Here is a 23,402-nt window from a genome sequence, read left to right as displayed (position 1 = left end):
CGGCGAAACTTTACGGGCTGACCATCCTTGCTGTGGAGACCTCTGCGCCCACCACACTTCGGTCACCGACGATCGCCACCGCTTCCGGCAACACATTCATGTGTCTTGTCCGGTTCGCGCTGGCCAACATCCGCAGGCGGCCCGAGCGGTTCCTACTGTCGGTCCTCGGCATCGCGCTTGCGATCGCATGTGTGACGGTCGTGCGCACCATCTCCTCCAGTTTCGCGATCACCGGGGCCGACTCGGTGACCGACGTGCTGGGCGGAGCGCAACTGTGGGCGGTTCCCGCCACGGGCGTGCAGTACGACGCCGACGCGCAGGCGTTGGTGGCCAACGGCCCCGCTCCTGCGTTCGCAGCGCCGAAGGGTTGGAAGGTCGCCCGCACGCTTTCGGGTATCGCGGAGATCAACGGGCAGCGGGTCTCATTACGTGGCAACGACGAAACCCCCAGCGGACAAGCGATATTGGGTGCTCCGCTCGCCGAACGACTCGGCCTGAGGCCCGGCGATCGGGTCGTGGTCGGGGGACGAAGCCTGGTCGTCGACGTATCCGGCAGCGGTCAGTCGATGACGGTCGCTTCGTCGCTCGCACAGACCGTCGTCGGCAGCAACGGCTGGTGGTTGATCTTCGCGCCGCCCGGTGACGAGAAGAAGCGCGATCTCGGCCGGACGTTCGCAGCCGAGGTCGGCCTCGAGTCGACGCCGGATCCGTCGGTCATGCCGGACCCCGCAGGACACGGGCTGATCTACGACACAGTAGGCGGAACCGGCCCGCTGACATTCGAGCAGAGTTTCTCCGCGCTGTTCTCAGGCAAGGTGACCAGTTCGACGCTCGGCCTGATCTCGATGATCGGCCTCGGCCTTGGCTTCGTGATCGCCGTGTCGTCCTTCCTGGCCGCGGTGCAGGAGCGCAGACGAGAGTTCGGCATCATGTCGAGCATCGGTCTGGCCGACGAGGTGCTGTACTTCTTTCTCGTCGAATCGGCGATCGTGTTCGTCGCCGCCTATCTGGTCGGCATTCTCGGCGCGGGTATCGCTGTGGCACTGGTGATTCCGGGGATTGCGACACCAACGGCGTGGCTGCAGGCTTCGGCCATGGTAGCCGCCTTTCTGCCTGCCATGGCGATCGTCGGGGCGCTCGTTCCCGTGCACCGACTGCTTCAACAACGACCCGTCGACCTCCTGGGGGACCGCTGATGATCCGTAAAGGTTTGTCTTACGGCTGGTTATCGGCACGCCGGCGAATCGCCGAGATGGTGCTGCCCGTCGTCACCACCGCCACCGGCGCATTCCTCGTGGTGATCGTCTTCGGCATGTCCGAAGGAATCCGCGCACAGTCGGTATCCCTTGGGCACGCAGACGAAATCGGGCGTGCCGTCGTGCTGATCGCGGTCACAGTACTTCTCGTCGGTGTGGTCGAGGTCGCGGTCATCACAACCAGGACCGTCGCCCACCGGACCCGCGAGCTCGGCGTGCTCAGCGCCAACGGCGTGCCGCGCAAGCCCGTCATTGCGGCGCTGCTCGTCGAACCCGTCATCTCCTCGGTACTGGGAGCTTTCGCGGGAGCCGCCCTGGCGGCGCTGACCGGAGTTGTGCTCGCCATGACGGGGGTGGTGGCAACGGGGGTGTCGACGGCGGGCCTGAGCCTCGGCGTTGGGATCGCGCTCGGAGTCAGCATCGTTGCGGCCGCCATCACCAGCTTCGTGCCCACCTGGAACGCGGCCTCGCGGCCACCAATCCGATCTCTGACAGCGGGAGGCTGATATGACCGCCATCGAAGACAGAACCGAAACGACGGTACTTCCCCTCGAAAACGAAGAGCGGGCACCCGTCATCGAGATATCGAACGTGTGGAAGCTGCACAAGCTCGGCGACGAGGTGGTCAAGGCGCTCGTCGCCGCCGACTTGACCGTGATGCCAGGAGAATTCGTCTGCCTGATGGGTCCAAGCGGCAGCGGCAAGTCGACCCTGCTGAACATGATCGGCGGTCTCGATCGACCAACCAAGGGCACCATCAAGGTCGGTGGCCGCGACACGTCGGCCCTGACCGAGAGCCAGTTCGCCGCGCTGCGCCACGACACCATCGGCTTCATCTTCCAGAGCTACAACCTGATCCCGTTCCTGTCAGCGGTCGAGAACGTCGAGCTGCCGCTGATGTTCGAGCCCTACGACCGCAAGTCGTTGCGCAAGAGGGCGTTGGAGCTTCTCGAACTCGTCGGGCTCGGCCATCGGGTCGACCACCAGCCCACTAAGATGTCGGGCGGCGAACAGCAACGCACCGCCATCGCCCGCTCACTGATCAGCAACCCGACGCTCGTCCTCGCCGACGAACCGACGGCCAACCTCGACCACCGCACGGGGGAGACGGTGGTGCGCATGCTGCGCGACCTGTGTTCGACGCTCGGCGTCACGGTGGTCGCCAGCACCCATGACCCCACGGTGGCCGACGAAGCGAGCCGTGTCGTCCGGATGAAAGACGGACAAATCCTCCAATAGGCCCAAAGACTTTGGGAGACCAGCAATGACACAAGAGCTCGAGGCGACGCCGCCCTCATCCGCCGACAAGAACGGGATGGTCGGCACCGCCGACCGTGACAAACTGATGACCACGGAGTTGGTCCCCGAACAGATCCTGCCCAAGGTGATGAGCACGTTCGGCCTGACGGCCGCCTACGTCTTCATCATCTGCTGGATCACCGGCTCGTCGGTGATGGCCACCGGCGGATGGACCGCCATTCCGATGTGGATTCTCGGCATCCTCACGTTCCTGGTGCCAGCAGGCATGGCTGTGGTCGAACTCGGAAACCTGTGGCCCGGTCAGGGTGGCGTCTACATCTGGGCCACCAGGACGATGGGGGAGACATGGGGTTTCGTCGGCGGCTACCTGTCTTGGGTTCCGGTGATTCTCAACGCCGCGTCCTCGCCAGCAGTGGTGCTGTCGTTCCTCCTGCTGGCCTTTCACGCCGAACTGGGGGTAATGACGAGCGTCATCCTGCAGCTGGTGATCCTATGGACGGTAGTCGGGCTGGCACTGGCGAAACTGGCCGCCAACCAACGGATCATGAACGTGGTCTTCGTCATCTTCGGAATACTCGCCCTGACGATCTTCATCTGCGGGCTGTTGTTCGCCGTGAAAAACGGCTCGGCGACGCCGTTCAGCTGGTCGGACGCGACTATTCCGAATTTCGCGGTGTCGGGCTTCCTTTACGGCACTGTGCTGCTGTACCTGCTCGGCGTCGAGACCCCGTACAACATGGGCGCGGAGTTCCTCTCGGTGCGCAAGAGCGGCCCGCGGATGATCCTCTGGGGTTCAACGGCCCTGGTGGTGATCTACCTGCTGACGACACTCGGCACCATGATGGCGTTGCCCACCGACGAGATCGACGCCGTAACAGGCGTCATCGGCATGCTGGACGTCGCCGGTTTCCCCGGTCTGATGGAGATCTGCGCCATCGTGTTGGCCCTGATCGTCATCGTGGCATTGATGACCTACCAGGTGGCGTACTCCCGGTTGATCTTCGTCTCGGGCTTGGAACGCCACCTACCCAGGATCTTCACCCACCTGAACCCTCGTACGCGTAACCCAGTGTCCGCCATCTTGATCCAGGGCGTGATCTCGTCTCTGATCCTGATCGGGCTGTACTCGCAGAGCAGCCTGGTCAATACGACGATCTTCCTGCAGGGCGGCCTTTCGACGGTGTGGTTGATCTCCGGCTTCTTCTTCCTGTTCCCAGTGATCATCGCCCGAAAGAAGTACGCGGATCGCTACGCCAACGAGACGTTCTGGCGGATCCCGGGCGGCATGGTCGGCGTCTGGATCACCGTCGTCGTCGGCACCATCGGCACCATCGGCGGCATCTACTACTCGTTCGCGAAATCCTGGCTCACGAGTGCCGGCGTCGGGGATGCCGAGTGGATGATGTGGGTCGGCAGCATCAGCCTCGGCATGGTGGCCCTCGGTGTGGTCGTGTACTTCTTCGGCAGGCGTTCAGCGCACAAGACGTCGGCTGAGGACGCACTGGCGCACCTCGCGGTGCTCGATCTGACCAAATCCGAAACGAAGTCGGAGGCCTGAAGCGCATGACGATGGAAAGCACTGAACTGCATGAGGGCACGACGGGGGACGGCACGCCGTACCCGCTCGACCCGCTGACCGGTGCGGAGATCGAGTCCGCGGCTGCGATCATCACGGACTCGGAGTACTCCACTCCGACAACCAGGTTCGTGATGATCCAGCTCGCCGAGCCGGACAAGAACGCCGCGCTCACCTTCGAAGGTCTTGCCGACATTCCCCGGCGCGCATTCGTCACGATGTATGACGCCGCGGCGAAGATGGTCTACGAGGCCGTCGTCGATCTGACGGCCAGGGTGATCGACTCGTGGAAACCGATCCCCGGCCGGTTTCCGTCCTACCTTGTCGAGCACATGACGGGAGTGGAGGAGAAGGTCAGGGAAGACCCGCGGTGGCAGGAGGCCATGCGCAAGCGCGGCGTCACCGACTTCAGCCTCGCGATGATCGACCCTTGGCCCGCAGGGTATTACGGCGCGCAGGATCACTACGACAACTCCGCGTTGATCTGTCGTCCGCTGACGTTCATGCGGGCCGCACCGTCGGAGCACGGCTACGCGCGCCCCGTCGAAGGTCTGATCGTGACATTCAACCTCGACGAGATGGAGGTCATCGACATCGAGGACCACGGGGTGGTCCCGCTTCCTCCGACGGCGGGCAACTACGCCGAGAAGTTCATGTTCGAACCGGACAATCGGCCTGCGTTCACGCAGTTTCGCGACGACGTCAAACCGATCGAGATCACCCAGCCCGACGGACCGAGTTTCACGGTCGACGGCTGGAAGGTGCAGTGGCAGAAGTGGTCCATCCGGATCGGCTTCAATCCGCGTGAAGGCATCGTGCTCAACGAGATCACCTACACCGATCGCGGCGAGAAGCGACCGATCGTGTACCGGGCTTCGTTGTCGGAAATGGTCGTCCCGTATGGAGATTCACAGCCGACGCACTGGAACAAGAACGTCTTCGACATGGGCGAGGTCGGAATGGGGTTCTCGGCTAATCCGTTGACCCTCGGCTGTGACTGCCTCGGCGAGATCCACTACTTCGATGCCACGCTCAACGATTCCTCCGGTAATGCGGTCACGATTCCCAACGCGATCTGCATGCACGAGGAGGATTTCGGGATCTCCTGGAAGCACACCGATTTCCGCACCGAGGAGGTCGAGGTGCGTCGGTCCCGGCGCCTGGTGATCTCGATGATCTGCACTGTCGGCAACTACGAATACGGGTTCTTCTGGTATTTCTACAACGACGCGTCGATGGAGGTGGAGGTCAAGCTCTCCGGTGTGCTCACCACCGGTTCGGTTCCCGACGGCGAGGAGCCGCGGTGGGGGAAGATGGTTGCGCCCAACATCTACGGCCCGAACCATCAGCATTTCTTCAACTTCCGGCTCGACATGAGCGTCGACGGAGCGGATAACAGTGTCTACGAGGTCGATTCGATACCCGAGCCGGATCCGGCGCGCAACCCGCACCGCAATGCGTGGATCACGCAGGACACGCTGGTGGCATCGGAAGCCGAGGGGGCGCGTGACTGGAACTGGTCGACTGGCCGGTACTGGAAGGTCGCCAACCCGTCGAAGAAGAACGAACTGGGCAGCCCGGTCGCCTACAAGCTGGTGCCGAAGGAGATCGTGCCGGTGATGGTGCAGGAGGGCTCCTACATCTACGACCGGGCGCGATTCGTCCAGCACAACCTCTGGGTGACCAAGTACGACGCGGCGGAGAAGTTCGCCGCAGGCGACTACATGTACCAGTCGGAGGATGCGCAGGGACTGCCGGAGTTCGTCGCCGACGACGCGCCGTTGGACAACACCGACGTGGTGCTCTGGTACACGCTGGGCGCACACCACGTCGTGCGACCCGAGGACTGGCCGGTGATGCCGTGCGCCTACACGGGTTTCCACCTCAAGCCGCTCGGATTCTTCGACGGCAACCCCGCGCTGGACCTCCCGCCGTCACCGCCGAAGGCGTGTCACCACCACTAGAACGGGTCGGAACCGAGGGAGGCCAGGATCTGCATGAAGTCGGCGCGCTGACGGTTGGACAGGTTGGCCATCAGCCGGTCCTCGGCTGCGCGGACACCGGCGTCGGTCTTGTCGAGCAGCTCCTCGCCCTCGCGGGTCAGCGCGGCGGGTAGCGACCGTCCCGACAACACGCTGGCCGGTCTCGTCACGAGCCCGCGGTCCTCGAGCCCCCGCAGCACCATGTTCATCGCTTGTGGCGACACACTGGTGTCGCGTGCCAGTTCGGCGTTCGAGCGGTCGGGGAACCGGGACAGAATTCGCATGCAGATGTATTGCGGGAACGCCAGACCGAGCGGTTCCAGCACCGTCGCGGTCACCTCTGCGCGTAGCGCGTTGTGCACACGGGCCAGCAGGTAACCGAGCGGCGGGTCCTCGGTGAATCCCCTCATGACGCACGAGCATATATCAACGAGGTTGACATGTATCAACTAAGTTGATAGACCGGGGATATGACGACACAACCGGAACAAGAGATGTTCGAATCGGCATACCGTGGCGAATCCGAGGAGTTTCAGGGCTTTCGGCCGCCGTGGAGCATCGGCGAGCCACAGCCCGAGATTCAGGCCTTGATCGACCAGGGCAAGGTCCACGGCGACGTGCTCGACGCCGGCTGCGGGGAAGCAGCAACCGCCCTGCACCTTGCCGAGAGGGGTTTCACGACCGTCGGACTCGACTCGTCGCAGACCGCCATCAAGCTCGCTCGCAAGGAGGCCGAGAAGCGCGGCCTGACCACCGCGACGTTCGACGTCGCCGACATCAGCGACTTCACCGGCTACGACGGCCGCTTCGGGACCATCATCGACTCGACCCTGTTCCATTCGATGCCGGTCGAACTGCGCGAGGGCTACCAGCGGTCGATCGTGCGTGCGGCCGCGCCGGGTGCGGCGTACTTCGTCCTGGTGTTCGACGCGGCAGGGATGCCTGCCGACTCGCCCGTCAACGCCGTCACCCGGGACGAACTGCGTGACGTCGTGTCCAAGTACTGGGAGATCGACGACATCAGGCCCGCCCGTATCCACGCGTATGTGCCAGAAGCGGTCGCCGAGGTCCTGACAGGGTTCGGCGGCATCGGCGTCCGCGACGAGCCCAACGGTCGCAAGTCGATGCGCGCCTGGTTGCTGGAGGCGCACCTCGGCTGACACCGATGCGGGCCCACCCCATAGCGGCTGCGATGCCGCTATGAGGCAGGATTAGGGGTGAGCTCAAGCGAGGACCCCGAAGGAGTCGGATGGCGGAGGCAACCACCACCAACGGCGCCCAGGCATCCCCAATCCGACCCGTTTACTCCCGTGTGCTTCTCAAACTCGGCGGCGAAATGTTCGGTGGCGGACAGGTAGGCCTCGACCCCGACGTGGTGGCCCTGGTGGCGCGCCAGATCGCCGAGGTGGTCCGCAGCGGCGTCCAGGTTGCCGTCGTCATCGGCGGCGGCAACTTTTTCCGCGGCGCCCAGTTGCAGCAGCGTGGCATGGAGCGCACCCGTTCGGACTACATGGGCATGCTCGGCACGGTGATGAACAGCCTCGCGCTGCAGGACTTCCTGGAGAAGGAAGGCATCGCCACCCGGGTCCAGACCGCCATCACGATGGGCCAGGTCGCCGAGCCCTATATCCCGCTGCGCGCCCAGCGACACCTGGAGAAGGGCCGCGTGGTCATCTTCGGGGCGGGCATGGGCCTGCCGTACTTCTCCACCGACACCACCGCCGCTCAACGTGCCCTGGAAATCCGCGCGGAGGTGGTGCTGATGGCCAAGGCCGTCGACGGAGTCTTCACCGCTGACCCACGGTTCCATCCCGACGCCGAAATGATCACCGCGATCACCCATCGCGAGGTCATCGAACGGGGCCTGGCCGTCGCCGACGCCACCGCGTTCAGCCTGTGCATGGACAACGGCATGCCCATCCTGGTGTTCAACCTTCTCACCGACGGCAATATCGCGCGGGCGGTCGCGGGTGAGAAGATCGGAACACTGGTCACCACCGACTGACCTGAAATGGAGAAGCCGTGATCGAGGAAACTCTCTTCGACGCTGAGGAAAAGATGGAGAAGGCGGTGTCCGTCGCCCGCGACGACCTGTCCTCCATCCGCACCGGCCGCGCCAACCCCGGCATGTTCTCGCGCCTCTCGATCGACTACTACGGCTCGTCGACGCCCATCACCCAGCTGTCCAGCATCAACGTCCCCGAAGCCCGGCTTGTCGTCATCAAGCCCTATGAGCAGTCGCAGCTGAAGCCGATCGAGGATGCCATCCGCAATTCCGACCTCGGCCTCAATCCGTCCAACGACGGCAACGTCATTCGCGTCGCCATCCCGCAGCTGACCGAGGAGCGTCGCCGCGATCTGGTGAAGCAGGCGAAGGCCAAGGGTGAGGATGCCCGGGTGTCGGTGCGCAACATCCGCCGCAAGGCGATGGAGGAGCTGCACCGGATCAAGAAGGACGGCGAGGCAGGCGAGGACGAGGTCAAACACGCCGAGAAGGAACTCGACAAGACCACACACACCTACACCAGCCAAATCGACGACCTGGTGAGGCACAAAGAGGGCGAACTGCTGGAGGTCTGATGGCCGACCAGCAAGCAGATCCAGTGGCCGAGACCTCGGAGCCGCCCAAGAAGGCATCGCGGGCCGGGCGTAACCTCCCGGCGGCCATCGGCGTCGGCGTCGTGCTCGGCGCGATGGCGATCGGCATTCTGAACTTCTGGCCGATCGGTTGGCTGCCCGTGCTGGCGGTCTTCATCCCGATCGCCACCTACGAGGTGATTCGCAGGCTGCGCGACGCCGGTTACGATCTGCCCGCCATTCCGTTGTTGCTCGGCGGGCAGGCCATGATCTGGCTGACGTTCTACGGTCCGGCCGGATCGCTGGGTGCCTACGGCGGCACGATCGTCGTCTGCATGGTCTGGCGGCTGGTCGGCCACGGGATTCGCGAAGCACCGGTCAACTACCTGCGTGACATCTCGGCCACGGTGTTGCTTGCGAGCTGGGTCCCTCTTTTCGCGAGCTTCAGTGCGCTGCTGATCTTCCAGGACCACGGCGGCAGCCGGACGTTCACCGTGATCGTCACGGTCGTGTTCGCCGACATCGGCGGCTATGTCGCCGGGGTGTTGTTCGGCAAGCACCTGATGGTGCCCGCGATCAGCCCGAAGAAGTCATGGGAGGGATTGGGCGGCTCGCTGCTCTTCGGCGTGACGGCAGCCGTGCTGTCGGTCGCGTTCCTGATGGATCGCCCCGCATGGGTCGGCGTGCCGCTGGGACTGATGCTCGTCATCACCGGTGTCCTCGGCGACCTGGTCGAGTCTCAGGTCAAGCGCGACCTCGGCATCAAGGACATGGGCACGCTGCTGCCGGGCCACGGCGGCATCATGGACCGCATCGACGCGATGCTGCCGTCGGCCGTCGCGGGCTGGATCGTCTTGACGCTGCTGGCATAGGTGGACTGACTTGAGAGATCTCAGGCACGTGTAATCGACGGTGGGCGCGCGCGATCCTGCGGTGCGCCACTGGTTGCAGTGCAATGCGTTGTCGGCCAGGCAGTTCGGAGTTCAGATTCTGCGGTGCACCGTCGAGAAGTTTCGTGAGGTGCCACCCGCCACTGGTGTGGTCTAGGCGGCTTGGTTGTCGGGTGGTTCGGGTCCGCCGGGTGTTTGGGTGGGGTCGTGTACTCGTGGCTTGACGTTGTTGTCGTTGAGCTGCTGGGGTTTCAGCGGTGTCGGTTCGGGTGGCGGCTGGCCGTCTGGTGGTCTGAGGAGTGCTTCGGGGCGGTGGTGGTAGTTGATTCTGGCTTGGCCGTGGTCGAGGGCGGTTGGCGGATGCCATTCGCATTCGCCGCGGGTGTTGATGGTGGTTGTCCAGCCGTGGTCGTCGACGGCGCGGTTGTCGCCGCCACAGGCCAGGGTCATGTCGTCGACGTTGGTGTTGCCGCCGTGGCGCCAGTCTCGGGTGGCGTGGTGGGCTTGGCAGCCGTAGGCGCCGACGGTGCAGCACGGTTTGGTGCAGCCGCCGTCGCGGGCGATCAGCATGATCCGCTGCGCAGCCGAGGCGACACGTTTGGCGCGATACAGGGCGAGCGCTTGGCCGGTCGCGCCGTCGAACACGGCGAGGTGGTGGTGGGCGTGGGCGGCCATCTTGATGACGTCGGCGATCGGCACCTTGGTGCCGCCGCCGGTGACACCGATCCCGGCGCGGCTTTCCAAATCGGCCAGGGTGGTGCGGATGATGACCGACACCGGGAGTCCGTTGAGCTGGCCGAGTTCGCCGCTCATCAGCGCGATGCGTCCGATCACCAGCATGGCGTCGTGCTGGCGTTGGGCCCAGGGTGCGGGTGTCGTTGTCGATCTGGGCTTGGGTCGGGGTGCCCGAGGTGCACGGTTCCTCGTCGGCGGGGTTGCACATGCCGGGGGCGGCGTATTTGGCGAAGATCACTTCCCACACCGCCCACGCTTCGGGGGTCAGATCGGCGGTCAGCGGGGTCATCGCGTCACGGCCCTGCCGACCGACGGTGACTCGGCGTTTGCGTGCGCGGTCGTTGTCGTCGGGTTCGGGGCCGTCCTGATCGAGCAGGAACAACCGCAGGGCGGCGGTGTCGCGCAGTTCTTTGGGTCCGACGCCGACCGCGACGCGTACCAAGTCCACCTCGAACTGCGTCCGGGTGATCAGGTCGACCCACGACGGTAGCTGTTTGACGGCGTCGCGGATGGTGGTGACGTGCTCATGGGTGATCAAGCCTGCGGATTGGGCGGCGGCGACCGCGGGCAGCACCGGCGCCAACGGTTCCCCGATCAGGCTGGTGCGCGTGGCGAGGTCGGCAGCCTCGTGCAGACGCCGTGACGCTTCGGCTGTCGACAGCCGCCAGCGGATCCGCAGGACCTCGTTCCAGGATTTGGCGCCCATCTGGGCGGGTGTCGTCTCGGCCCGCAGCCGGGTCAGCAGCCGATGGGTCTGGGTCGGCATCCGGCAGGCCAGCGTTTCCAGATCGTCGATCACCGCGAGCAATTCGGTGCCAGTCAACGCCTCGACATCGCAGACATCCACGGCTTCATAAGCCGCGAGCAGGTTCGCCACCGCTTCGTGCACCGCCGTCACCGACATGATTCGAACATACATTCGAACACCGACAAACGGCCGGAGTTCATGGGGCGGTAGCGTTTGCGCACATGTTCCTGTCGTGCGCCCTGGTCACCAACGTCGACTCGCCGGAACTGATCGCCGAGGCGGAACGCCTTGGCTACCACCGGGCCTGGCTGTACGACTCGCCCGCGATCACGTCGGACGTGTGGATCGCATTGGCGCTGGCGGCGCAGCGGACGTCGACGATCGGGCTCGGACCCGGAGTGCTCGTGCCGAGCCTGCGCCACCCGATGACCAACGCGGCCGCCATCGCCACCCTGGCCGCGATCGCCCCCGGTCGGGTCGCCGTGGCCGTCGGGTCGGGGTTCACCGGTCGCTACACGCTCGGGAAACGGCCGCTGCGGTGGGCCGTGGTCGAGGAGTACGTGACCGCGCTGCGGGCGCTGCTTCGGGGCGAGACCGTGACGTGGGACGGCGCCCCGATACGCATGCTGCACACCGGAGGGTTCGTCGCGGACCGGCCCGTCGACGTCGAGGTGCTCATCGGAGCCGACGGGCCGAAGGGCACCGCCGTCGCCGAACGCGTCGGCGACGGAGTGTTCGCCGCGGGTGTCCCCAATCCGGCGGCCGCGGGTCGGCCCTACTCGCTGCTGCAGTTCGGCACGGTTCTGGACGACGGCGTAGATCTGCACAGCGAGCGCGTCCTGGAAAGGGCCGGGCACGGTCTGGCGGTGGTGTTCCACGCGCTGTACGAACGCAACGGCCCCGACGCCGTACAGGGGCTACCCGGCGGTCCCGAGTGGGTCGCGGCGATCGAGGCCATCCCGCCCGCCGCGCGCCACCTCGTCACCCATGAGGGTCATCTCGTGCGGCTCACGGCCGTCGACGAGGAGGCTGTCGCGCTTGCGGCCGATCTGCTCCCGCAGTTCACGTTCAGCGGCACTGTGGACCAGTTGCGGGTGCGGGCAGCCGAATACGAGGCGGGCGGAGTCACCGAACTCGTCTATCAGCCCGCAGGTCCCGACGTCGCCGGTGAGCTGGCCCGGATGATGGACGCCGTCGGAGGTTCGGCGTCCTGACGCCGGCGTGAGCGGGAGTTCAGCCAGCAGGCGAGTGCGCCGACGACAAGGCCGACCGCGATGCCGACATCGGGCCGCTGCCCGAGCATCAGCCAGGACAGCAGGCCCGCGACGGCGGGGATGACGGCGAACAGCATGGCGACCGCGGCAGCGCCGTAGTCGTTGACGGCCTTGACGTACATCGACATGCAGAGGGTGGCGTTCAGCAGCACCACCGCGGCCACTGCACCCGCGGCTTTCCACGGGTCTGTAACGGTCAGCGGCATCAACGCCGCCAGCAGGACCGCAGGGGCCACACACACCGCGTTCTGCAGCGTGGCGGTCGCGCGGAAGTCCACCCCGCGGCAGAACTTCTGCTGGTAGACGCCCCCGGCGGCGACGCTGAAGAGCGACACCAGCAGCAGCAGAACGACCGAGTCGACTCCGCCGACCATCATCAGCCGCCCAGCGCATGCCGCAAGCACCGCGAGCACTCCCAGCACGAGCGCAGCCACCCGCATGGGTGTCAGGCCCTCACCGAGAAATATGGCTGCCAGCACCGCGGTGACGACGGGGTTCATCGAGATGATCACCGCGCCCAGCACGGCGGGGGCGCCGTGCATCAGCGCGACGTAAAGGCAGGTGAACAGCAGGCCCTGGGCGAGCAACCCGCTGATCAGGACATGAATCAGGGTGCGCCCTTTCGGCCACGTCACTCCTGTGAAGATCGCCCAGCCTGCCAGGATCGCGCCCGCAAGCCCGAACCGGAACACCAGGACCGCCATCGGTGACATCACCGAAACCGCAAGCGCGCCAATGGGATAGCCAAGCGCATACAGAAACGTCAGCACGAACGCAGTGCGAAACGGCATGGTCGGCATGGCCACAGCTCCCATGGTTGCCACCAACGCCCCACATTGCCAATCAATTTCCGCCGACTTTGGATGGGATACTGACAAAAGCCCATGCCGACATCCCTGCCCTTGGTCTTCGACCCGCCGCGACGTGCGATGCCGCCGCGCCATCTTGCCGACCTCGATGAGGCAGGCCGCGCGTCCGCCGTCGCAGAACTCGGGCTGCCCGCATTTCGCGGCAAACAGCTGGCCAACCAGTACTACGGCAGGTTCATCGCCGACCCTCACGAGATGACCGATCTGCCCGCTGCGGTGCGCGAGCAGGTCGCCGAGGCACTGTTTCCCCGACTGCTCGACGCCGCTGCGGAGATCGAGTGCGACGCGGGGGAGACCCGCAAGATGCTGTGGCGGGCGGTGGACGGGACGACGTTCGAGTCGGTGCTAATGCGCTATCCGCAGCGCAACACCGTGTGCATTTCGTCACAGGCGGGCTGCGGGATGGCGTGCCCGTTCTGCGCGACGGGACAGGGCGGTCTGAAGCGCAATCTGTCGACCGCCGAGATTCTGGAGCAGGTGCGTGCCGCCGCTGTCGAACTGCGCGACCGCGACGGGGATGGGATTGCGCGCGGCGGCCGGCTGTCGAACATCGTGTTCATGGGCATGGGCGAACCGCTGGCCAACTACAGTCGCGTTCTCGCGGCGGTTCGCCGCATCACATCGCCTCCGCCGAACGGGTTTGGCATTTCGGCGCGTTCGGTAACGGTGTCGACGGTCGGGCTCGCGCCTGCGATTCGCAAGCTGGCCGACGAGCGGCTCGGTGTCACGCTTGCCCTGTCACTGCACGCTCCCGACGACGAGCTTCGCGACACGCTCGTCCCGGTGAACAGCCGCTGGAAGGTGTCGGAAACCCTTGACGCCGCGCGCTACTACGCCGACGTGACGGGCAGGCGGGTATCGATCGAATACGCGTTGATCCGTGACATCAACGACCAGTCGTGGCGCGCAGACCTACTCGGTAAGCGGCTGCACGGTGCGCTGGGTCCGCTTGTGCACGTCAACCTCATTCCGTTGAACCCGACGCCGGGCAGCAAGTGGGACGCCAGCCCAAAGGCGGCCGAACGGGAGTTTGTCAGGCGGGTGCGTGAGCGTGGCGTGTCGTGTACAGTGCGTGACACTCGTGGCCGCGAAATCGCCGCTGCCTGTGGGCAATTGGCGGCTCAGGCCTGACCGTCGCGCGGGGAGTTGGCCGTCCAAACCATTTCCTCGCGGAGATGCCTGCTGCGCCAACCGGCTGATGTGCGGACCAGTTCATGGAAGTAGTAGCCGCCGAACACACTCAGTTCCTCGGCTCCGGTTATCTGCGTCGGGTTGTAGAACATCGCGCGCACCCGAGCCGTGTCGCCTTCGATGTCGGACTCGACGTTGGTGATGTGGTGCATGCTCATCGTCACCAACGCCGAGAAGTCCCCGTCGAAAAACTCGACTGCCTCGTCGAGCGAGCCCCGAAAGACCGCGGCCGAGTAGTCGATGTGGGCGTCGTCGGTGAAGACCGACCGGTAGAGCTCCCAGTCCTTGGTGTCGACGGCACGGGCGTACCTGTTCAGCAGCGCGGCGATCTCGAGTTCGTCGCTGATGCGTTGAAGTTCCATCAGCCTGCCGGTTTGATGCCGACGGCGTGCCGCAGCTGCGCCAGGAACTGGTCGTCGTCGTCGCTGCGAACGATGTAGTGCGACACCGCGACCCGAATCGCGGTGGCGGCCTTGACCCCGCTGTTGGCTCCGGTGAGCAGCTTGAGCAACCGGGCCCGCATCACCGGGATGATCCACGAAAGCTGGGCAATGACGACCTCGGGCTCGATGTCGACCAGCCGCACACCGGAGTACGAATGCTGGTAGGAGACAATGAATCTCAGTGCCGCGTCGAGCTTCTCGGTGCCGCGTAGACCAGCGGTCGCCTTGCCGATACCGTTGTCGAACGCCTCACGCTCGTAGACACCGAACGCCTCGAGCAGTTCACTCTTGTCGGCGAACCAGCGATAGAGCGTCGGACGGGACACGCCTGCCTGCAGCGCCACCTCGGAGAGGCTGAGCTTCGTCTGCCCGCTGCGGCCAAGCACTTCCGCGGTCGCGACGAGGATCCGGTGTCGCGTCGAGGTGTCCTCGGCGTTCTCGGATGCGTCCCGCCGGGCGCGGAGCGGTTCATTCACGTCAGGGCCTCAATCGTTTGGTCCAAGTGATGGTAGTTCCTTCATCACAGCGACTTCTCCAATAGCGCGACCGTGTCGAGGTCCTCGAGCGCGGCCACGCTTCGCCTCAGCCCCTCCAACGCGATGTCGTCGGGCTGCATGCCGCCCATCCCGGTCGTGATCAGTGACGCGACATAGGCATACAGCGCACCTTTGCGGTACCGGTCCCCCAACTCGTCGCCGTCCAGTTTCGGGCCGCCTGCGGCGGCGAGGACATCGCGGTAGACCTCGAGCAAGTCCTGCTGGTGGGCTTTCCGGTCCGCCGGCGTCATGCAGGTGACCAGCGTGTACGCCAGCTCACGGCCGGGGTGGCCGCGCCGGACGGCCTGCCAGTCCAGGAGGCCGGCTTCGCCGTTACGGAAGTAGACGTTGCCGGGGTGGGCGTCGCCGTGCATGACGGTGTGCGGCGGCTCGTCGATGAGCCGGGCCACCGCGGCGTAGTTCTCGGCAATGAAGCGCCCCTTGTCGACGGGCACACCTGCCACGCCCGCGAGCCGACGCAGCGATGTCTTCAATAGCGGCTGGGTGAGCGCGGTGAACTTGTCGGCCGACGCGGCGTACGCCCAATCGGGCGGGCGCCCCCAGAACGTGCCGTGCAGGCGGGCGAGGAGTTCGACGACCAGGCTCGCCTGGTCCTGGGTCAGTGGGTGCAGGGTGTCGGGGAACTCGCAGGCCTCGACCGCGAGATCCTCGAGAACCAGCACATATCGGCCTGTCATCGGATCGAATGCGGATCCGTAAGACTTGGGAACACCGCTCAACTCCGGCGACAACTCTCGGTAGAAGCGCGTTTCGGTCTCTCCGAGGATTCCGATCTCGCCCATCAGCCGGGTGGCGGCCGTTTGAGCCGCCATCTTGACGAAGACCGAACGAGGAACGCCGTCGCCGGTCAACGCAAGCCGCGCTCTCGACGAGGTGCCCGCGTCACCACCGATCAGGGACACCGACGTGACGGTGCACCCCATAATCTGCGAAAGGGCTGCCGCGTCGAGATCGCGAATCGTGCGCGGAACCGATCGGAGGCGGCCGATCGCGGCGTCGGTCGCCACGCGCTGCATTCCGCGACCGAGGTGTGCCGCCATGCGCAGCGTCGGCGCTACCCGCTGGGGTGTGATTACCACCGTCGCGCCTCCTAGTGTGGCGTAGAGCGTGCGGGAAGCTTTACAAACTATTGGCAGTTTGTAAATGCAGTCGAGAAGGGTGGGACTGTGACCGGTCCGTTGGATGGCATCAAGGTCGTCGAGCTCGGCGTCTGGGTGGCGGGCCCGGCCGCGGGCGGCATCCTGGCGGACTGGGGAGCCGACGTCGTGAAGATCGAATCGCCGACAGGTGACCCGGCCCGGACGTTCGGCCGCATGCTCGGCCTTGACGGAGACCAGAGTCCGCCATTCGAGATGGACAACCGCGGCAAGCGCAGCATCGTGCTCGATGTCACGACGGACGAAGGCCGGTCCACTGCGCTCGAATTACTCAGCGGCGCCGATGTTTTCATCACGAATGTCCGCCCGGGGGCGCTGCGGCGCATCGGCTTGGACTTCGAAACGACGGCCATCGCCAATCCACGTCTGGTGTACGGCCTGATCACCGGCTACGGCGAGGCTGGACCCGATGCCGACCGTGCCGCCTACGACGTCGCGGCGTACTGGGCCCGAGCGGGACTGGCTCATCTGCTGACCCGCCCCGGCCACACCCCGCCGTTTCAGCGGGGCGGCATGGGCGACCACACCGCGGGCATGACGCTGGCCGCCGCGGTCTGCGCCGCCCTCGTCGCAAGGGCCCGCACCGGTACCGGCCAGCTGGTGTCCACGTCGCTGTACCGGCAGGGCGCCTACACGATCAGCTTCGACCTGAACACTTTTCTGCTCACCGGCCACGTCATCGCGATCGGGGAACGCGAGTCCATGGGCAACCCGTGCATGAACAACTACATGGCAGGCGACGGCCGCCGGTTCTGGATCGTGGGACTGCAGGTTGACCGGCACTGGGGCCCGCTGTGTCGAGTCGTCGGCCGTCGAGACTGGATTACCGACTACCCGAGACCGCGCGACCGGGCGGCCAACTCCCGGCACCTGATCGCCGAGCTCGACGAGATCTTTGCGACCAAGCCACTCGACGAGTGGGCGAAACTGTTTGGCGCCGAACCGGATTTCTTCTGGTCGCCGATCAACTCGATCGAGGACGTGGTGGCCGACGAGCAGTTTCACGCGGCCGGCGGCATCGTCTACGTTCCCGATGGCGACTCGAGCGTGCCGATGATCGCCACCCCGGTCGACTTCCACGGCACCCCGTGGGCTCCGCGCGCGATGGCGCCGGGCATCGGCGAGCATTCCGACGAGATCCTCGACGAGCTGCACACCTCGCGATCCTCGTGATTTCGGCGCGCTCGCATGCGCTGAGCGTCGGTGAGCGCGCCGAAGTCGCTATTTGGTGACGCCCGCGGCGTGTCGAAGCTGCGTCAGGAATTGGTCGTCGTCGTCGCTGCGCACCAGGTAGTGCGAAACCGCAACGCGCACTGCGGTGGCGACCGCCAGCGCGGCATCGGGTCCCTGCGCGAGGCGTTCCAGACGTGACCGCATCAGCGGAATGACCCGGGACAGCCGCTTGATGACCTGCGCGGGCTCGATGTCGATCATCCGCAGTCCCGGATAGGACTGCTGGTACTCGACGATCACGCGCAGGGCGGCGTCGAGTTTCTCGCCTGCGGGCAGGCCCGCGGTCGCTTCGGCCACTGCGCGTTCGTAGTACTGCCTTTCCCAGACGACGAAGCCGTCGAGCAGATCTCGCTTGGAGGCGAACCACCGGTACAGGGTGGGCCGCGAGACGCCGGCCTGCAGCGCGACCTCGGAGAGGCTCAGTTTCGTCATGCCGTGCCTGCCCAGTACCTCGGCGGTCGCCGCCAGGATGCGTTGACGCGTCGAGTTGTCGTCCTCGACGGCCGCATCCTGCATTGACATAGCTTTACAAAATTACGCGCAAATGTCACGCTGTTTCGGTGACAGCAGCCCCGGTGCAGGCACGCGAATACAGCCCCGTCGATATCTCGTCACACGACTTCTGGGATCAGCCCTTCGCGGTGCGTGATGAGGCGTTCGCCCAGCTGCGCGCCGCAGACGGGCTCAGCTGGCACCATCCATGGCCGTCGATGTTCGGCATCGAGGAGCCCGGCTTCTGGGCGTTGACGCGCCGCGCCGACATCGTCTATGTCAGCCAACATCCCGAGCTGTTCACTTCAGCCGACGGTGTCGCGTTGAACCCGATGCCCGCCGAGATCCAGCGGTTCGCCTCGTTCTTCTTGGCCATGGATCCTCCGCAGCACACCGTCTACCGACGGCTGATCAGCTCGGCGTTCACGCCGCGAAACGTCCGCCAAATCGAAGAGCAGATCCACCGGAACGCGGTCGGCATCGTCGACGATCTCGTCGGGGCGGGCGACATCGACTTCGTTGCCGCCTGCTCGGCGCGGCTGCCGATGCTGACGATCATGGACATGCTCGGTGTGCCGTCGGCGGATCAGGCGTCGGTGGCGTACGCAGCCGAGAAGCTTTTCGGCATGAGCGACGAGGAGTACAGCACGGCCGATGAGCAGGCGAACGACCCGGCCGCACAGATCATGCTGCTCAACAACACCGGGGTGGAGCTGGCACGGTTCCGGCGCAAGAATCCCGGCGATGACCTGATGACCAGCATCGTCAACGCCGAGGTGGACGGTCACCGGCTGACCGACGAGGAGATCGGCGCGTTCCTGATCCTGCTGGCCTCGGCTGGTAACGACACCACCAAGCAGACCACCACGCACGCGATGATGGCCTTGGTCGACAACCCAGATCAGCGCGAGTGGCTGATGGCCGACTTCGAGAACCGGATCGGCCAGGCGATCGAGGAGTTCGTGCGGTGGTCGTCGCCGGTGTTGCAGTTCGCGCGGTTCGTCACCGAGGACACCGAGATCAACGGTCAACCCGTCGCCGCCGGCGACAAGGTCGGCCTGTTCTACTGCTCGGCCAACCGCGACGAGACCGTCTTTGAGGATGCAGGCGCATTCGACCTGACGCGGGCGTCGAACCCGCACCTCGGCTTCGGCGGTGGCGGCCCGCACTTCTGCCTCGGCAATCAGCTGGCGAAGGCCGAGTTGCGAAACCTGTTCCGCGAGCTTCTCACTCGACTGAAGTCTGTCGAGTTCGGCGAGCCAGACCTGCTCTACAGCTTCTTCGCTCACGGCGTCAAACGCCTACCGGCCCACGTTCGATAGGCGGCGGCAATGCGGGTCGAAGTCGATCTCGACAAGTGCACCGGGCACGGTATCTGCGAGTCGATCGCCGAGGACGTGTTCGAGGTGCAGGACGACGGCACCGTGCGCATCGAGGGGGCCGACCGCCCTGACTCCGACCGCGACCGCATGCAACAAGCCGTAACGCAGTGTCCCGCAGCGGCGCTGCGCCTGATCGACTAGCGGCCGGGCATCGGGCGGACTAAGACCGACTGCTGGATGGCGCCCACCGCGCCGGACTCGTCGAACAGCGTGCCGATCGTCGTCCCGATGCCGTCGGGACCGTAACTGGTCTCGGCACGGATGCCGGTCCACTCGCCCTCGGGAATCCGGTGCACGTGTACGACCAGGTCGGTGTTCATGAACATCCATTTGCCGATATCGAGTTTCGAGCCGATGCCGTTGGCGTCGTCGGCCACCGCGAACAGCCGCTCGAGCTGCGTCATGCTCTCGCCCTTGACGAGGTCGACCTCGGGTTTGATCCACGACTCGCCCGGCCCGTCGCTGAGCGGTTTGGTCAGCCACCGCCAGTCCAGGCTGTGCACGTAGTTGCGGTCCCAGTCCTTCTTCATGTCTCGGCTCCACGCGTCGGACACCGGCCTCAGCGGAGGCGCGGACGCATGCGCGACGGCCTCGGTGTCGATGGTCTGCAATCGCCACCCGCTTGCCCGCGCGACGGGTCGGGGATTGCCGTCGGGACCGACGGCGAGCATCTCCGCCCCGATCAACTCGATCTGCGTGCCGGACCTTTCGCGTTTCGCGCGCACCCACAGGTCGCCCTCGGCGGGCACGGGTCCGAGGAGGTCGATGAGGACGCGGCTCAGTCGGGTGTCGTCACGTGCGTCGCAGCGCTCCAACGCGCGAACCAGGAGCGCCGACACGGGCGCGCCGTGTTGGATCGCGGCCGACCAGGTGCTGCGTACCAAGTCGGTCGCGACAAACCGTTCGCCGTTGGCATCCTCGTCGAGGAGCTCGTAGTACGAATCGCTCATGGCAGGCCTGCTCCAGGTATGTCGACGGTGACCGTATCGAGCCGCGATAGTTTGGTCCCGATCAGCCGCTCGGGATAGGCGTCGGTACTCGAAAGCAGGAACAGGGTGCGGCGCTGCGGACCGCCCAGCGTGCAGGCGATTGCGGTGCGGTCGCCGATGTCGATACGGTCGGTGACCTTGCCGCCCTCCACAATTCGCTCGAATTGGTGAGCCAACGTCATCGCGGCCCAGATCCCGCCCTCTGCGTCCAGGGTGATGCCGTCGGGCGGGCCGTCGAGCCCGTCGGCGAAGACCCGTCGATCGAAAAGCGACCCGTCGGCGCCGATGGCGAATGCGGTCAACCGTCGACCGACCGACTCGGCGACGATGAGCGTCCCTCCGTCGGGCGTGATGACCATGCCGTTGGGGAAGTCGAGGTCCTCGGCGACGACGGCGACGGTGTTGTCGGGGTCCACCCGCGCGATGACGCCACCCTCGAACGCCTGCGAACCGACATAGGCGCGGCCACGGTCGTCGACGACCATATCGCCGATGCTCGCCGGGACGATGTCGGAAAGATCGACGATCGCTTCGACGGTGTCGCCGTCGTAGCTCAGCAGTTCGCGACGCTGCGTGGAGGCGATCAGCAGCGATCCGTCAGGACGAAATCCGAGTCCGGAGGGGGCGTGGCCGGCCAGTGGGAGCGTGGTGAGGACACCCGCCAGGTTGACCGTGTGCACGGCCTCGCCGAGCATGTCGGAGAACCACAGCAGACCTTCGAACCAGCGCGGGCCCTCTCCGAAACAGAAGCCCTTGGCCAGCGGCAGCAAGCTCATGCCGCACCTTTACAAAACACGCCACAAGTGTCACGCTCGCTACGTGCCAATGTCAAACAGGTGCTGGGCATGAACATGAAGAAGTACCACAGCCACACGCTTCTCTACCTGCACGAGACGATCGACCTGGGCTCGCGCGAGGAGAAATTCACCGACGTGTTCGGCGACGTCTACCAGCCGATGATGGAAGAGCTCGGTGCGCGGCTGTTCGCGATCTGGGAGACGACGCCGTTCAACGGGCACTGGCCGCAGGTCACCGTCATCTGGGAGATCGACGCCTTCGCCGACTACGCGCGAATCGGCAGGGCGCAGGCGCGTGGGGGCAGCCATCGGGCCGCGTTCGTGAAGTGGTCTGAGTTCCTTTCCGAGATCGGCGCATCCGGCGAGGGCCGCATCATGTACGCGGGCAGGAGCAACAAGACACTCGCGCAGCTGCGCGACGAGAAGTTCTCCGCGGGCCTGGTCATCCAGGAGATCATGCAGAGCAAACCAGGACGTCAGGACGACTACATCCGTGAGCTCGAGCGGCTGTACGTGCCGTGGTCGGAAAGCACCGGCAAGCGCTGGCTCGGCTCGTTCATCACCACCTTCCGGTTCAACGAGGTCATCCACTACTGGGCGCTCGAAGGCGAATGGGCCTGCTTCGAAAACCACTACCCGTCATGGAAAGAGAGCCCGCCCGCGGAGATCGTCACCTGGATGAGCGTCGCACCGGCACTGCGCGACGGCTGGGAGGACTCGATACTGCAGGCACTACCACCGTCACCGCTGCAATGAACACACCTGTGCTGGCTGACTTCTCCTACGATCCGTTCGATCCTGCCGTGATGGCCGATCCGTTGCCGTACTATCGCGTGCTGCGCGACGAGCACCCGGTTTACTACGTCGAGAAGTGGGACACCTACGCGCTTTCCCGGTTCTCCGATATCTGGCGAGTGTTGGAGATCAACGACGGGACGTTCGTGGCCTCGGAAGGGACCCTGCCCGCGGCAACGGTGTTGGCCAAACACAACGCCGGTCCGGTGCCGGATCCGCCATTGCACCCCATGCCGTTCCACGCAAACTTCGACGCCCCGATCTATGACGGTGTCCGGCGATGCACGTCCGGTCAGTTCCGGCCGAAACCCGTCGCTGAACTCGCCGACCGGATTCGTGAGCTGGCCAACGAACGACTCGACGAACTGCTGCCGCGCGGCTCCTTCGACCTCACCCAGGACTACGGGGGAATCGTCGCCGCGTCGGTCGTCTGCGAATTGCTTGGTCTACCAGTCGATCTGGCGCCCGAGGTACTGGGGACCGTCAATGCGGGAAGCCTCGCCGAGCCGGGCAGCGGCGTTGAAGTGGCCAATGCCAGGCCCGGATATCTGGAATATCTGGTGCCGATTGTGGCTCGCCGCCGTGCCGAGGGAGCAGACGGCGGGCTGCCGGTAGCCGACAGCCTCATCAATTACCGGTTGCCGGACGGCTCGGCCTTCACCGACATCGAGGCCGCCACCCAGATGCTCGGTGTCTTCATCGGCGGCACCGAAACGGTGCCCAAGATCGTCGCGCACGGGCTGTGGGAGCTGAGCAGGAGACCCGACCAGTTGGCCGCGGTCCACGCCGACCTCGACGCGAACGTGCCCAAGGCGCGTGAGGAGATGATCCGGTACTGCGCGCCGGCTCAATGGTTCGCCCGCACCCTTCGGGAGCCGTTCACGTTGCACGACACCACGATCGAGCCCGGACAGCGGATCATCACCCTGCTGGCATCGGCCAACCGTGACGAGCGCGAGTATCCCGATCCTGACGAGTTCGTCTGGGACCGGCCCATCGAACGGCTGCTGGCCTTCGGCCGCGGACAGCACTTCTGCCTCGGTGTTCACCTGGCCCGGCTGGAGATCGCGATCATGGTGTCCGAGTGGCTCAAGCGGGTGCCCGACTACCGGATCCTCGGCGACGCGGCTTCGCGACCGCCGTCGAGTTTCCAATGGGGCTGGAACAGTGTTCCTGTTGAGGTCCCGGTGGAGGTCTGA

24 protein-coding genes and 1 pseudogene are annotated in these 23,402 nt (G+C 65.5%); 16 read left to right on the top strand and 9 right to left on the bottom strand.

Translation table 11 applies throughout. The features are described from left to right. Window positions 1-32 precede the first annotated feature (32 nt). Genes D6M19_RS03450 through D6M19_RS03430 form a run of 5 tightly spaced genes read left to right on the top strand, consistent with a single transcriptional unit; the run spans window position 33 to window position 6,056 of the window. Window positions 33-1,196, top strand: a complete 1,164-nt coding sequence (locus D6M19_RS03450; protein WP_123023775.1) for an ABC transporter permease — start codon at window positions 33-35, stop codon at window positions 1,194-1,196. Beyond that, window positions 1,196-1,762, top strand: coding sequence for an ABC transporter permease (locus D6M19_RS03445; RefSeq protein WP_123023774.1), 567 nt, complete (start codon window positions 1,196-1,198; stop codon window positions 1,760-1,762). The genes D6M19_RS03450 and D6M19_RS03445 overlap by 1 nt, the downstream gene beginning before the upstream one ends. A gap of 1 nt (window position 1,763) precedes the next feature. Next, window positions 1,764-2,495 (top strand): ABC transporter ATP-binding protein, encoded by a 732-nt coding sequence (locus D6M19_RS03440; protein WP_123023773.1) that lies wholly within the window; start codon window positions 1,764-1,766, stop codon window positions 2,493-2,495. A 25-nt stretch (window positions 2,496-2,520) separates the two neighbouring features. Then, window positions 2,521-4,074, top strand: coding sequence for an APC family permease (locus D6M19_RS03435; protein ID WP_206428437.1), 1,554 nt, complete (start codon window positions 2,521-2,523; stop codon window positions 4,072-4,074). 5 nt (window positions 4,075-4,079) lie between these two features. After that, the gene (locus D6M19_RS03430; RefSeq protein ID WP_123023772.1) at window positions 4,080-6,056 is read left to right on the top strand and encodes a primary-amine oxidase; all 1,977 of its coding nucleotides are present in this window, start codon (window positions 4,080-4,082) and stop codon (window positions 6,054-6,056) included. Here D6M19_RS03430 and D6M19_RS03425 read toward each other — a convergent pair. Then, the gene (locus D6M19_RS03425; RefSeq protein ID WP_123023771.1) at window positions 6,053-6,484 is read right to left on the bottom strand and encodes a MarR family winged helix-turn-helix transcriptional regulator; all 432 of its coding nucleotides are present in this window, start codon (window positions 6,482-6,484) and stop codon (window positions 6,053-6,055) included. The genes D6M19_RS03430 and D6M19_RS03425 overlap by 4 nt on opposite strands. Window positions 6,485-6,544: 60 nt before the next feature. On the opposite strand from D6M19_RS03425, the gene D6M19_RS03420 reads away from it, so the two are divergent. The 4 genes from D6M19_RS03420 to D6M19_RS03405 all read left to right on the top strand — a co-directional run bounded on the left by D6M19_RS03420 (window position 6,545) and on the right by D6M19_RS03405 (window position 9,523). Continuing rightward, window positions 6,545-7,234 carry a class I SAM-dependent methyltransferase gene (locus D6M19_RS03420; RefSeq protein ID WP_206428436.1) on the top strand — a complete coding sequence of 230 codons (690 nt, stop codon included), beginning with the start codon at window positions 6,545-6,547 and terminating at the stop codon, window positions 7,232-7,234. Between the two features lie 89 nt (window positions 7,235-7,323). Next, window positions 7,324-8,079 carry a UMP kinase gene (gene pyrH / locus D6M19_RS03415; protein WP_123023770.1) on the top strand — a complete coding sequence of 252 codons (756 nt, stop codon included), beginning with the start codon at window positions 7,324-7,326 and terminating at the stop codon, window positions 8,077-8,079. Window positions 8,080-8,096: 17 nt separating this feature from the next. Further along, window positions 8,097-8,654 (top strand): ribosome recycling factor, encoded by a 558-nt coding sequence (gene frr, locus D6M19_RS03410; RefSeq protein ID WP_123023769.1) that lies wholly within the window; start codon window positions 8,097-8,099, stop codon window positions 8,652-8,654. After that, entirely contained in the window at window positions 8,654-9,523 is an 870-nt protein-coding gene (locus D6M19_RS03405; protein WP_123023768.1) for a phosphatidate cytidylyltransferase, read from the top strand. Before frr ends, D6M19_RS03405 begins: the two co-directional genes overlap by 1 nt. A 171-nt stretch (window positions 9,524-9,694) precedes the next feature. On the opposite strand, the pseudogene D6M19_RS03400 reads toward D6M19_RS03405, so the two are convergent. Further along, window positions 9,695-11,195, bottom strand: a pseudogene (locus tag D6M19_RS03400) (DUF222 domain-containing protein). A gap of 50 nt (window positions 11,196-11,245) precedes the next feature. Between D6M19_RS03400 and D6M19_RS03395 the strand changes: the two are divergent. After that, window positions 11,246-12,238: an LLM class flavin-dependent oxidoreductase gene (locus tag D6M19_RS03395; RefSeq protein ID WP_123023767.1), complete on the top strand. Its 993-nt coding sequence runs from the start codon at window positions 11,246-11,248 to the stop codon at window positions 12,236-12,238. Here the strand turns inward: D6M19_RS03395 and D6M19_RS03390 are convergent. Then, a complete protein-coding gene (locus D6M19_RS03390; protein WP_407665289.1) occupies window positions 12,166-13,113 on the bottom strand; it encodes a DMT family transporter in 948 nt (315 codons plus the stop codon). The genes D6M19_RS03395 and D6M19_RS03390 overlap by 73 nt on opposite strands. Window positions 13,114-13,182: 69 nt before the next feature. On the opposite strand from D6M19_RS03390, the gene rlmN reads away from it, so the two are divergent. Next, window positions 13,183-14,298 (top strand): dual-specificity RNA methyltransferase RlmN, encoded by a 1,116-nt coding sequence (rlmN, locus tag D6M19_RS03385; RefSeq protein ID WP_123023766.1) that lies wholly within the window; start codon window positions 13,183-13,185, stop codon window positions 14,296-14,298. On the opposite strand, the gene D6M19_RS03380 is transcribed toward rlmN, so the two are convergent. From D6M19_RS03380 to D6M19_RS03370, 3 genes are read right to left on the bottom strand one after another with little or no spacing between them, the layout of a single operon-like run. After that, window positions 14,289-14,720 carry a nuclear transport factor 2 family protein gene (locus tag D6M19_RS03380; protein ID WP_123023765.1) on the bottom strand — a complete coding sequence of 144 codons (432 nt, stop codon included), beginning with the start codon at window positions 14,718-14,720 and terminating at the stop codon, window positions 14,289-14,291. The two genes, rlmN and D6M19_RS03380, sit on opposite strands and share 10 nt — an antisense overlap. Continuing rightward, window positions 14,720-15,277 (bottom strand): TetR/AcrR family transcriptional regulator, encoded by a 558-nt coding sequence (locus tag D6M19_RS03375; protein ID WP_123023764.1) that lies wholly within the window; start codon window positions 15,275-15,277, stop codon window positions 14,720-14,722. The genes D6M19_RS03380 and D6M19_RS03375 overlap by 1 nt, the downstream gene beginning before the upstream one ends. 44 nt (window positions 15,278-15,321) lie before the next feature. Next, window positions 15,322-16,398 carry a phosphotransferase gene (locus D6M19_RS03370; RefSeq protein WP_123023763.1) on the bottom strand — a complete coding sequence of 359 codons (1,077 nt, stop codon included), beginning with the start codon at window positions 16,396-16,398 and terminating at the stop codon, window positions 15,322-15,324. Between the two features lie 126 nt (window positions 16,399-16,524). Here D6M19_RS03370 and D6M19_RS03365 point away from each other — a divergent pair, with 126 nt between their 5' ends. Continuing rightward, window positions 16,525-17,688: a CaiB/BaiF CoA transferase family protein gene (locus D6M19_RS03365; protein ID WP_123023762.1), complete on the top strand. Its 1,164-nt coding sequence runs from the start codon at window positions 16,525-16,527 to the stop codon at window positions 17,686-17,688. A gap of 48 nt (window positions 17,689-17,736) precedes the next feature. On the opposite strand, the gene D6M19_RS03360 is transcribed toward D6M19_RS03365, so the two are convergent. Then, window positions 17,737-18,264 carry a TetR/AcrR family transcriptional regulator gene (locus D6M19_RS03360; protein ID WP_123024110.1) on the bottom strand — a complete coding sequence of 176 codons (528 nt, stop codon included), beginning with the start codon at window positions 18,262-18,264 and terminating at the stop codon, window positions 17,737-17,739. Window positions 18,265-18,323: 59 nt separating this feature from the next. Here D6M19_RS03360 and D6M19_RS03355 point away from each other — a divergent pair, with 59 nt between their 5' ends. Together D6M19_RS03355 and D6M19_RS03350 are read left to right on the top strand one after the other, a co-directional pair. After that, window positions 18,324-19,562, top strand: a complete 1,239-nt coding sequence (locus D6M19_RS03355) for a cytochrome P450 (RefSeq protein ID WP_407665306.1) — start codon at window positions 18,324-18,326, stop codon at window positions 19,560-19,562. Between the two features lie 9 nt (window positions 19,563-19,571). Next, a complete protein-coding gene (locus D6M19_RS03350; RefSeq protein WP_123023760.1) occupies window positions 19,572-19,763 on the top strand; it encodes a ferredoxin in 192 nt (63 codons plus the stop codon). On the opposite strand, the gene D6M19_RS03345 is transcribed toward D6M19_RS03350, so the two are convergent. Next, a complete protein-coding gene (locus D6M19_RS03345) occupies window positions 19,760-20,572 on the bottom strand; it encodes a thioesterase family protein (protein ID WP_123023759.1) in 813 nt (270 codons plus the stop codon). The genes D6M19_RS03350 and D6M19_RS03345 overlap by 4 nt on opposite strands. Continuing rightward, window positions 20,569-21,387, bottom strand: coding sequence for an SMP-30/gluconolactonase/LRE family protein (locus D6M19_RS03340; protein WP_123023758.1), 819 nt, complete (start codon window positions 21,385-21,387; stop codon window positions 20,569-20,571). Before D6M19_RS03340 ends, D6M19_RS03345 begins: the two co-directional genes overlap by 4 nt. Before the next feature lie 75 nt (window positions 21,388-21,462). On the opposite strand from D6M19_RS03340, the gene D6M19_RS03335 reads away from it, so the two are divergent. Next, entirely contained in the window at window positions 21,463-22,164 is a 702-nt protein-coding gene (locus D6M19_RS03335) for an NIPSNAP family protein (protein WP_123024109.1), read from the top strand. After that, window positions 22,161-23,402 (top strand): cytochrome P450, encoded by a 1,242-nt coding sequence (locus D6M19_RS03330; RefSeq protein WP_123023757.1) that lies wholly within the window; start codon window positions 22,161-22,163, stop codon window positions 23,400-23,402. Before D6M19_RS03335 ends, D6M19_RS03330 begins: the two co-directional genes overlap by 4 nt.

Source organism: Mycolicibacterium stellerae (genome assembly GCF_003719305.1).
Classification (GTDB): Bacteria; Actinomycetota; Actinomycetes; order Mycobacteriales; family Mycobacteriaceae; genus Mycobacterium; species Mycobacterium stellerae.
The sequence above is the reverse complement of the archived record's forward strand: the minus strand, read 5'-3'. Positions and strand labels throughout refer to the sequence as shown.